Annotated in this window: 10 protein-coding genes and 2 pseudogenes; 5 read left to right on the top strand and 7 right to left on the bottom strand. The window is 61.0% G+C overall.

What is annotated here, in order from left to right; translation table 11 throughout:
• The 6 genes from RT91_RS10095 to RT91_RS10075 all read right to left on the bottom strand — a co-directional run.
• Nucleotides 1–540, bottom strand: a 540-nt coding sequence (locus tag RT91_RS10095) for a phage integrase N-terminal SAM-like domain-containing protein (protein ID WP_035187108.1), incomplete at its 3' end; no start/stop codon positions are given.
• A 211-nt stretch (nucleotides 541–751) separates the two neighbouring features.
• The gene (locus tag RT91_RS10090; RefSeq protein ID WP_035187106.1) at nucleotides 752–1,048 is read right to left on the bottom strand and encodes a hypothetical protein; all 297 of its coding nucleotides are present in this window, start codon (nucleotides 1,046–1,048) and stop codon (nucleotides 752–754) included.
• A 256-nt stretch (nucleotides 1,049–1,304) separates the two neighbouring features.
• A complete protein-coding gene (locus RT91_RS10085; RefSeq protein ID WP_035187105.1) occupies nucleotides 1,305–2,453 on the bottom strand; it encodes an integrase in 1,149 nt (382 codons plus the stop codon).
• Nucleotides 2,450–4,414 (bottom strand): tyrosine-type recombinase/integrase, encoded by a 1,965-nt coding sequence (locus RT91_RS10080; protein WP_082468581.1) that lies wholly within the window; start codon nucleotides 4,412–4,414, stop codon nucleotides 2,450–2,452. Before RT91_RS10080 ends, RT91_RS10085 begins: the two co-directional genes overlap by 4 nt.
• A 178-nt stretch (nucleotides 4,415–4,592) precedes the next feature.
• Entirely contained in the window at nucleotides 4,593–4,880 is a 288-nt protein-coding gene (locus tag RT91_RS23035; protein WP_408735336.1) for a helix-turn-helix domain-containing protein, read from the bottom strand.
• A gap of 346 nt (nucleotides 4,881–5,226) precedes the next feature.
• The gene (locus tag RT91_RS10075) at nucleotides 5,227–5,871 is read right to left on the bottom strand and encodes a hypothetical protein (protein ID WP_035187104.1); all 645 of its coding nucleotides are present in this window, start codon (nucleotides 5,869–5,871) and stop codon (nucleotides 5,227–5,229) included.
• Nucleotides 5,872–6,758: 887 nt separating this feature from the next.
• On the opposite strand from RT91_RS10075, the pseudogene RT91_RS23030 reads away from it, so the two are divergent.
• The 4 genes and pseudogenes from RT91_RS23030 to RT91_RS21455 form a co-directional block, all read left to right on the top strand.
• Nucleotides 6,759–7,076, top strand: a pseudogene (locus RT91_RS23030) (KilA-N domain-containing protein); the annotation flags it as partial.
• Nucleotides 7,057–7,323, top strand: coding sequence for a hypothetical protein (locus RT91_RS10070; protein ID WP_152982820.1), 267 nt, complete (start codon nucleotides 7,057–7,059; stop codon nucleotides 7,321–7,323). The pseudogene RT91_RS23030 and the gene RT91_RS10070, both read left to right, overlap by 20 nt.
• A gap of 174 nt (nucleotides 7,324–7,497) precedes the next feature.
• Entirely contained in the window at nucleotides 7,498–7,935 is a 438-nt protein-coding gene (locus tag RT91_RS21460; RefSeq protein WP_152982819.1) for a hypothetical protein, read from the top strand.
• A gap of 310 nt (nucleotides 7,936–8,245) precedes the next feature.
• Nucleotides 8,246–8,659, top strand: a complete 414-nt coding sequence (locus RT91_RS21455) for a hypothetical protein (RefSeq protein ID WP_152982818.1) — start codon at nucleotides 8,246–8,248, stop codon at nucleotides 8,657–8,659.
• Here the strand turns inward: RT91_RS21455 and RT91_RS10065 are convergent.
• Nucleotides 8,654–8,863 (bottom strand): hypothetical protein, encoded by a 210-nt coding sequence (locus RT91_RS10065; RefSeq protein WP_035187102.1) that lies wholly within the window; start codon nucleotides 8,861–8,863, stop codon nucleotides 8,654–8,656. The two genes, RT91_RS21455 and RT91_RS10065, sit on opposite strands and share 6 nt — an antisense overlap.
• 127 nt (nucleotides 8,864–8,990) lie before the next feature.
• Between RT91_RS10065 and tnpA the strand changes: the two are divergent.
• A pseudogene (tnpA, locus tag RT91_RS20540) lies at nucleotides 8,991–9,477 on the top strand (IS66 family insertion sequence element accessory protein TnpA); the annotation flags it as partial.

Genomic DNA, 9,477 nt, shown 5'->3' with positions numbered 1-9,477 from the left:
GAGCAACTGGGGTGAAAGCATGGCGTTGCGGTCCTTGCGGCCCTTGCCCTGCTCGACCCTGATCAGCATCCGCGTGCTGTCGATATCGTCGACCTTGAGGCTTGCCACCTCCGACACGCGCAGGCCGGCGCCATAGGCGGTACCGAGAATGGCCTTGTACTTGATGCCGGGGGCCGCCTCGAGCAGCCGGCCGACCTCATCGACACTCAGCACATCCGGCAATTTGCGAGGCGAGCGCGCCAAGACCAGGCGCCGCGACAGGTCCGGCCGATCGAGCGTCACCGTGAAGAAAAACCGTAGCGCCGAAACCGAGCAGTTGATCGTCGGCGGTTGCACCCCGCTCTCGTGCTGGTGAACCTGAAAGCGACGGATATCCTCAGCTGTCGCCGTGTCCGGCGGCCGCCTGAGGAATGCCGCGAAGCTCTGAACAAAGCGAATATAGTCCCGCTGCGTGGCCGATCGCAGGCCGCGCATCGCCATATCTTCGAGCATGCGCTGCCGGAGCGCGCTGACAGGCCGTTCGATAGGTGAAACTGGCATCGGAGGTTCCTCTTAAAATGAAGGGAACCCCATGCTGAGAAGCCTACCGCCCCGCGCTCAAGACCTCATCGAAATGTGCCGCTTCAACCTCAGCCCTATTCCCGCGAAGCGGGTTCGTGCATGGGCGCGTTCCAGACGTTTATCTTTGGATGAATAGTATTCGGTGCGAACGACAAAACCCACCCCGCCGGGAGGCGAGGTGGGTTTGTCGTTACGTAGCCAAATGATCGTGTCCAAACAGGACTTTCACGGTCGCACGCCTGTGGGTGAGAACGCGGTCGGCCAGATCCTGAACTGCTGTATCGAGGGTCACGAGGTCGGCAGCTAGGTGTGTATTGCTCTGGTCCGTGGGAGTTTCTTCCTGCTGTCCAGATGCGTCGTGGCGGATACCATCGATCATTTGGGCGATGATTTTGAGACCGTCGTCGAGGTCGTAGAGGCTACGAATGAGAGCGAGGCGAGCGCGCATGTCGGCGCGTACCGCATCGTGCAGAGACATTGTGGTCATTGTTGTGTCCTGAATTTCGGTCAGCGCTTCATGGATTAACCCGCGCGCCGTGGCTGCGGGCGGCGACAGACCGAGACGCCTGGCGGATCGATTTCGATCCGCCCCATGAGGCTGACGGAGGCATGGCCTGTATTGATAATATACAATAAAAAAGTGGAAGGCGCAACAAAATACGTAATGATATCAGTGTTTTGTTTGTCTTCTGGGTAGGCGTGCCCAGTTGCGGTGCAGTGGGAACTCCGTAACGTTTCCGCTTCTATTGGGACCGCCGAATCCTTCCAAGGCGCTCGCGGTTCTCAGCTTCCTGGGTCGCCCTGAGCAGATACCCGTGAAAAATCTCGGTCGCGACGATACCGTCCGCGCGATTGTAGTGTTCCGCCATTACGTCCTCGCTGATGTCGATCACCGCACGGGCAAGGCCGGGTTGGCTGCGGTTCACCAGCGGGGCCGTACTGCCGATCGCATGGCGGAACCGGTGTGGCCGGATGGGTTTGCCGAGCAGGGTCCGGGAGCGGGTCACCACGATTTTTGTGATCCCTCCCTCACCGAGCGGCTTCCCAAGGCGACCGATCCAGAATGCGCCGCCGTCAGGACCGCGCAGCAGGCGCGGCCGGACTTTTTCCAGATAAATGTCGATGTAGGGGGTCAGGCGCTTCGGCATCAGGACGCGATCGGCGCGGCCGAGGTAACCCGTCTTGACTTGGTCGGGCCTGTAGGTGATCCGATACTGATCGTCGGTGCGCTCGACATTGGCGGACGTCATGGTCTGGACGATAGTGCCGAGCCGGCGGCCGCGAGAGGCGAGGGTGGCGAACAGCAGGCCATCGCGGAATTTCAGGGCTTCGCCGAGATCTACATCCACTCGCGAGAGATCCGCCGTGTCCATCAGCCGGAAGCCTTCGGCGTAGAGGATCCGCACGTCAGGCACGTCGATCTCGCGCTTGGTCAGGGTCAGGCGACAGCGGACGGAGGCGCCATAGGGCTGGAGGATGCAGGAGCGGTCCGCGTAAGGCGCCATCACCTTGACCGCCATGCTCAGCTCGGCAAAGCGGCCGACGATGGTGAACGGCGCATTCCCCCGGGCTTTCAGGGCACGGAACCACGCGGCGCTGCGGGCGTGGGAGATCCGCGCCTCCGGGGGCGCGGTCTCATCCAGCCTGCCGCTCGCCCGGAGGAAGTCTAGCCAATACGTGTAGCCCCTGGCGATCTTGTGCCGTGAGGCAAGGCGGAGGGTCGAGCCGTAGCCGGGGTCGTCGAACGGATCGCCTGGAGCGCAGCTGGCGAGCCAGAGCTCCCGGTCGATGGCGGGCCAGGTCGCGACCAGGCGGTCGAGCCGCCTGAGCCGTGTCGCGTCGTCGCGCGCATTGGCCTTCTCCTCGGGACGGTTCGGATCGGTCGAGCTCATTCCGCCGCCCCCTTTTTCCGGGCATTTGACCGCGTAGCCCCCGGGCTGGGCGGAACGCCGCCCGTCGCAGTGCGTTGCACCGAAGACCTGCGCGATGATGCAGGCGAGGGGGCGTGCTTATGGCCGCGAGACGTGCGGGGCGAGGCAGGCCCATCATTGACCAACAACGACCTCCCGGCGCGTGGGCGGCGGTGCTTCGGCGCGGAGGCACGCTTTAGCGACTTCATCGCGTCGAGCACTGTGTGGTCAAAGCGTTCGAACGCCGCGTCGCGCTCCGGGCCAGTGTAAGACTTCCGGGCGGTTTTCTCGGTCTTGTGGCCGAGGAGCTCGGCCACGATGCCGAATTCTCCGGGGTAGATCTTGAGATAGGCGACCGCGGCGCGGTGCCGCATCAAGTGAATGTTTACTTCGCAGCCGACGCGCTCGACGATGATCTTCTTCAAGGAAGCGGCTATGGCCTGCCGGCACATCGGCTTGTTGTCCTCGCCGGGGAACAAATACGGATTGCCCGGCGCTGCGATCAGTGGGCGGAATGTCCGCTCCCACTCCTGGATGTACGCATTGGTCAGGCTGAGGACGGGACGGTCGAAGGTCTTTGAATTTTTTAACTCTTCTTCCGGAATCAGGAACCGGGCAGCGTCGGGTGTGCCCGGAGCCGCCAGAACGAGGTGCCGGTCGCGGCGGAGTAGACAGACGTTTTTCACGCGGAACGCGTAGAAAAGCTCCAGGTGAACGAGCAGGGCGCGCTTGGCCGCGCTGACCGCGAGGACGGGCGACACTGGCAGCAGTTCGCGGGCCTCTTCCATCAGAACCTTCGGCAGTGCGAGCAGCTTCGCCTCGGCTGCTGGCGTGAGCAGTACTTCAAGCCGGCGGCGGTTTTTCTCCGTCATCTCAGCATATTTCGGCGCTACCTTGCGATGCCAGACGGCAATCTGGTCGACATCCGCCTTCGGCAGGCCGACGTGGAATTTCGCAATCTGGCGCAGGACCTCGGCCACGTGCCCGGCGGAGGCCGACGGCGCCTTGCCTGCACGGTCCCACAAGTATCTTATGATCTGCTTGGCGCGGGTGAGCGGGACGACGAGATCGCGCAGGCCACGGATTTCGTTGCGGGGCACGCCGATCTGCACCGCCACCCACACCGCCTGCCGGGCGTGACGCAGCCGCTCATCGATCGTGATAGGCCTCAGCGCGCGGCGCGGCGCCGGGTGGCCTGCCTGGTCGATGACCGGGCCGCTCCCAAGCACGTCGCCGATATCGGCATCGTCGAAATCCTCGTCGAGGTCGGACGAGCCCAGGCGTGCCGCCATGAGGGCCAGATCGGCCTGCATGTCGGGATGCAGGTCCGCCAGCGCGACCGTCTTTCGGACCTGGCATCGGGCCGCGCCCAGGATCGGCAGACCAAGCTCGGGCATTTCACGCGCGACTTTGTTCCAGACATATCTGATCTGGCCGAACAGCCTGCGCGGATTCCGACAAAGGGTTTCGGTGAGGATCCACTTCTGGCAGCGCTCGAACGTCTCGTCCGAGACCTCGGCGGGCAGGACGCCGGCGACGCTATGATATGCAAGGAAGCGCGTGAGGGTCATCAGCACCCGGGGAGCGAGGTGGCGGCGCAGTTCGGCCCAGGCCGGCGTCAGCGTCGGACGCGTATCGAGCAGGCCCAAGCGGCGCATCGCATAGCGGACGTGCGAGCGCACTGTCGCCATCGAAGTCGCCGACAGGCCGTACAGCTGAGGCGCCCGGCCGAGGACTTTTGCGTTCAGCTCGGCTGGGCAGAGGCGCAGCGTCGCGGGATCGCTTTCAGCAATCCGCGCGATAGCGCGCAGCGAGGACGTCAGGCCACGCCGGCGTTCGATGGAAAGTGTGTCCCAGCTGGCCACGATCGCGATCGCCTCGGCGACGGTCGGGGCGGGCGGCGGATCGTTGCCGGGCGAGGGGTTTTCGGGGTATTTAAGCATAGTGATATTCCTGTTTTGTCAAAGCCGGACAACTCCGGACATTTTCCATTACACTATATTCCAGTCCCAGGCCGACTGACTTGTAGTAGTCTCAACAACTCCAATATTTGATTGAGATTTTGATTGCCTTTGTGCTGCCCGGGCTTTGTCTTGTGACCTGTGCACCACCTGTGGTCCCTCAAGGCCGCATGTGTCTCGCGAGCAGCGCCTGGACGTCAGCGGGATGGAAAAACACGGCGCCGCCGATCTTGATTGGCTTCAGGTGTCCAGCTGCAATCCAGCGCCGGATCGTCCGATCTGAACGCCGGAAGATCCTCGCTAAGTCGGCGGTCTCAACGAGGGGACTGATCACTTCGACCGCGTCAGTGCTTGCAGGAGCCCCGGGAAAGCCTTTGGCCTCACGCGTGGACGCGTGCGCAGTCTGATCGATCCTGCCTGCAACATTGTTTGATGCGGGAATTCTCATTGTCGACCGTTCAGGCATGACCGCTTGTGTCCATTATAAGGATGTGCGGCCGCCTCAGCATCCGAGCCTTCGGTGCGCCGAAGGACGTTTTGGAAATTATCGCGGGCAGCCTGCCGGGCGAGAGTGCGTATCAGCGTCCGAAGGCATTTCGTCTGAGAAGGTTCCGACGGTGGCTCAGGCGCATTTGGCTCGGCCGCCGCAACGTTCGAAATGTCTGGGCTGCCGGCGACAGGGGCAGGGGGGCGTGCTGAGCGCATGCCCAGCATGTGCCCGTAGTCATGGTCGCCGCGCTACAAAACGTGGCTGCAAGAATCAGGAATTATCGTAGGGGAGAAGCGGTTGGCTATCAGCGCCACTCGGTGCTTGCCGCGAAGTGGTAACGCACCGCGGTTCGGATCTTTGCTGCATCCGCGCCAACTGGCGGCGCACCTAGGATGGTTTCGACGAATGTTCCGAAGCCGTCCCACTTGAAGCTGCTGTCGGGCGGATCGTGCCGGTAGCGCCGCCAAATTGTCGCCAGCCACTCGACACCGAACGCGATCGGGTCTGGTGTTTCGGGGGCGCCTGCCGACTGCGGAGCGATCGTCGCCGAGAACGCCTCCGCGCGGGTGATCATGCTATCGACGATCGACAAGAACCGGTCCTGGTCGTCCAGCGCAGCTCGGGTCGCTGCGGCCGAGACCATTCTCTCGGCCTCGGACAGGGATTCGATATTTTCGTCAGGCGGTGATTTTCCGAACAGGGCAAGCCGGGTCGTCGGGTCGATCTCCAAGAGGTGCTTGCGAAGCCGTGCTGCCGCCTTGCCTATCGCAATGATCTTGTTGCGCCGCTGCGCTGGCGAGCCGTACTCACCGTGGTCACGGCTGTAGCGGGCGATTTCTCGGGTGGCCTGTATCAGGGCGGGGGCCGCGGTCACATCGTTCAACCAGGTTTGTGCGAGCGCTGCGTAGTCCGGATCAATTTGCGGCTTTAGCACTGCGGGGCGCTCCATTTTCCGATTCGGATGCTAAGAATGTAGCACACGACATTCGAAAACAGGCGAGGTCGCGCGGGTTCATCGAGCCGCCGGCGCGCGTCGCGACCGCTCGCGTATACTCATAATCACTGATTCTGTCCTCTACACACCAAAAAAACCGAGTCTAGAAACTGTTCACGCTTCGCTGGTGACGCTGGTTCGAAGGAATAGCAGGCCAGCCCCCGCACGTGTGCGAGGGTGGCTGCTCAATCGGTATTGGTCCACGCCCCGCCGGAGCCCGCCCGTCCCGAAGGCCCCCTGCCGCTGGAGCCGGCAGGTAGGATGGTTCGCCGCTTCTCGAGAGGTACTCCTCCTCCCGGGCGTCCGTGGGCCTCGAACCTTCGCAGTGCCCTTCCGGAATATGACGCCAGCCCCACAGTACCGGGTCCGCCGCCTCGCTGCCGTCTATGACCGACCAAGGCGGTAAGCGCCGGCCCAAATAGAGGTACAACGCGGGGTATGTTTGCCGCAGATGTCCAATGGTACGGAAGACTGAACTGACTGCAAGAATTACAATTGTCGCTGCGATATACCGAAAAATGTGTCGCGCCCAGGGAGTGTGTTCAACCGGGGGGCAAGGGCAGACATCAACCTGGCCGACGTTGGACCGGGTGCGTCGCAGGCATACATTGGCTGGGTGTCGTTCAAACCCTGAGTCGTCGCGGCGTGCGCAAGTGGATACCACGTCACCGCCAGTCTCAAAATTTCGCTGCCGGCCGGCATCGTGCGTCTAGGCATGGCGCGAACTTTTGTTCAGGTGATCTGCTGTTCCTAAATACAAGGAACGGTCTGGAAAACCTCTTTCGGGATGACCGCGGACGCGGAGCCGACGTCGTGTAGTCTCGTTCTACGTACAGCGTCGGTATGATTCAGCAGGTCGCTTCTGCCTCAACGACGGCCACAAGGCAGCCGGCGCTGACCCTATGAGACCGAACAGCGAGTGGCTTCGCAACGGGCAAACTCAAGAGCTCTCTGCCGGGCTCGTAACCGCGGAAATTCCCGCAGTTACGACCATAGAGCGGCGTCTAGGAGGAACTTACGTCGCGAAGAAGCACGTATATGACAATGAGATATGGATCAGGCCGGCATGCCACCTCCAGGTTATCCGCGCTCTCGACGCCCTGGTGCCGCTCTCACAGTCAAACCCCAATCCTGGCGACCATGGACCCTGCGGCGATTAAGCGCGTCGGGGGCGTGATTAAGTTGGTGCCATCCAAGCAACTGCCGCCGATGATCGAGGATCACTTGGCGGCCTATCCGCGCGTGGCGGTGAGCGAATACATCTCGGTCTGCGAGCTGATGGAGGAGGCCAAGGCGCCAACCCGCGGGCGCTGGCGCCTCAATGCCCGGCTGGGCGCCGCGCTACGCTCGGCGATTTCCCAGAAGCGGCATCACGCGGCCAAACTATGTGCGCGCACCAAATCCTGACTGTTCCCCGTCGGCTTCGCCCGGCATTTTATGCGCACCGATAGGAGCCACCGGATCAACGAACACTTCGACCGGCTGCACGGCCAGGCCGTCCTCCGCTAGGTCCGGAAATAGAAACAATTATCTGTTGACGCCGAAAACCCGCCGCGCCTAGCGTGGCAAATGAACATCCGAATGTGCATTTTTATCGTCGCATCGATCGTTGCAGCACTGGCGCCTAGAGCCTTCGCGCAGAGCGTCCAGCCAACACCAATCCCTCAAATCGATACCGTTTCCCAGGCACGTCTTTATGCCTGGCGCATGGAAGGAATGTGCGAGAGTGGCAAAAAATTCGCTTTCGAGCTGCCGAAAGCCGGGGTTTGTCGCTGCGTTAAGGACTTGTCTTATAGAGACGCTATCAAGGGATCATACGCCGCTCGGTGGGATCTTCTCTCGAAACAAACTGCCGAGCTTGCCAATCGAGCGCTTCTGAAAATGCCCATGCACACGTGGGGAAAGCGCGTTGCAGAGATGCAGGCCGAAAATCCATATTTCGTTACCGCAGGGATCGAAGACCAGTATGATACAGCCTGCGGGGGCGCCCACGGATATCTCAACGAGATCACCAAATGATGAACATCCGATTGAGCATCATTCTTTGTGTGGCACTTGTTGCGCTCGGCAAAACAGCATTTGGGGAAAGCCCGAATTTTCCTACTGTCAGCCAAGTTCCTCCGGTCATCAACTCACTTGGTTAAGCTAAATTCTATTCGGCCCAAATGGAAGCTATGTGCGAATATGGCTGCTCACAGGCATCAGATAAGCAAACCGCTGGTGTCTGTCGGTGCATCCGTGACCGCTCCTTGAAAGATGCAATATAAGGCAACGATTTTCTGTTGACGCGGGAATCCCGTCGCGCCTAGCGTTGATCATGAACATGCGATTGAGCATTTTTCTGTGCGCCACCATCCTCGCGATCGGCGCGCCGGGCGCGGAAGCGCAGACCGTCCCTCCCATCGGTCCCCCGATCACGACAATGGGCGCTGCCCGCTATTATGCTGCCCATATGGCGTCGATCTGCGACACCAATGAAGAGCCCCGGACTCATGCTCCCGTTTGCCAATGCGTCTACAAGAGCGCTTTGAAAGATGCCATTACCGGAAATTATAAAGTAGTTTGGGAAAACGAATGGAATAGGACTGAGCGTGAATTGGTTTCTATTCTTAAAACTGACCCTCGTTCAAAATGGGATTATGATACGTTCATGTTTGACAGCGCTCTGAATATGACTTCGCCGGGCGCATACTCATCCGACTTGTCAGAATATTACACGAAGTCCTGCCAGAAGCACTCATAGATCGAACCGCTCGTCGATCAGCATTTCGTAGCCCCACGTCGTGGCGTTCTGGGTGCGGCGCGTGCTCATGATCTGCCATTTTCGGGCGATCGTCTCATCGGGCAGCGTGTAGTAGAAGGTCACCCCGACATGCGCCTGGGCGAACGCGTCGATCGCTTCCTGCTGCGCCTGGGTGAGTGGCTTGCAAACATCTTTCTGGATCAATGGTCGAATATGGAAGCTCTCTAGGCAAGAGCGGAGGCCGAGCTTGAACCACCGTGAGACACTGGTCTGAGCCCGTGGATTTCCTCCAGGAATGAGTAGAGTCCGCCCCATCAGGGAGACGGACGAGATGAAGAGCAGTCGGTTTAGCGAGGAACAGATCATCGGCATCCTCAAAGAGCAGGAGTCGGGGATGTCGACGGCGGAGGTCTGCCGTCGACACGGGATCAGTTCGGCGACGTTTTACAAGTGGAAGGCCAAATTCGGCGGGTTGGAAGTCTCGGACGCCAGGCGGCTCAAACAGCTGGAAGACGAGAACGCTCGGCTCAAGCGGCTGTTGGCGGACGCCGTGCTGGACAACGCCATGCTCAAGGAAATTGCGTCAAAAAAATTCTAGCGCCCAGCCATAAGCGGGAGGCGGTAGCTCATCTTCAGAGCCTGTTCGAGGTGAGCCAACGCCGGGCCTGCGATGCGCTGGGCGTGGATCGGACCACGGTGCGGTATCAAAGCCGCCGCCCGGATGATGCGGAGGCTCGCGAACGCATGCGCGTGCTTGCGGGCGAGCGCCGTCGATTTGGCTATCGGCGCCTGCACTGGCTGCTCAGCCGCGAAGGAAT

This window comes from Acidiphilium sp. JA12-A1 (assembly GCF_000724705.2).
Lineage (GTDB): Bacteria > Pseudomonadota > Alphaproteobacteria > Acetobacterales > Acetobacteraceae > Acidiphilium > Acidiphilium multivorum.
The sequence above is the reverse complement of the archived record's forward strand: the minus strand, read 5'-3'. Positions and strand labels throughout refer to the sequence as shown.

Excerpts from the sequence above, each read along its gene's own strand:
- RT91_RS10085 (WP_035187105.1), bottom strand. The coding sequence starts at position 2,453 with ATGAGCTCGACCGATCCGAACCGTCCCGAGGAGAAGGCCAATGCGCGC.
- RT91_RS10090 (WP_035187106.1), bottom strand. The coding sequence starts at position 1,048 with ATGACCACAATGTCTCTGCACGATGCGGTACGCGCCGACATGCGCGCT.
- RT91_RS10080 (WP_082468581.1), bottom strand. The coding sequence starts at position 4,414 with ATGCTTAAATACCCCGAAAACCCCTCGCCCGGCAACGATCCGCCGCCC.
- RT91_RS23035 (WP_408735336.1), bottom strand. The coding sequence starts at position 4,880 with ATGAGAATTCCCGCATCAAACAATGTTGCAGGCAGGATCGATCAGACT.
- RT91_RS21460 (WP_152982819.1), top strand. The coding sequence starts at position 7,498 with ATGTGCATTTTTATCGTCGCATCGATCGTTGCAGCACTGGCGCCTAGA.
- RT91_RS10075 (WP_035187104.1), bottom strand. The coding sequence starts at position 5,871 with ATGGAGCGCCCCGCAGTGCTAAAGCCGCAAATTGATCCGGACTACGCA.
- RT91_RS10070 (WP_152982820.1), top strand. The coding sequence starts at position 7,057 with ATGGACCCTGCGGCGATTAAGCGCGTCGGGGGCGTGATTAAGTTGGTG.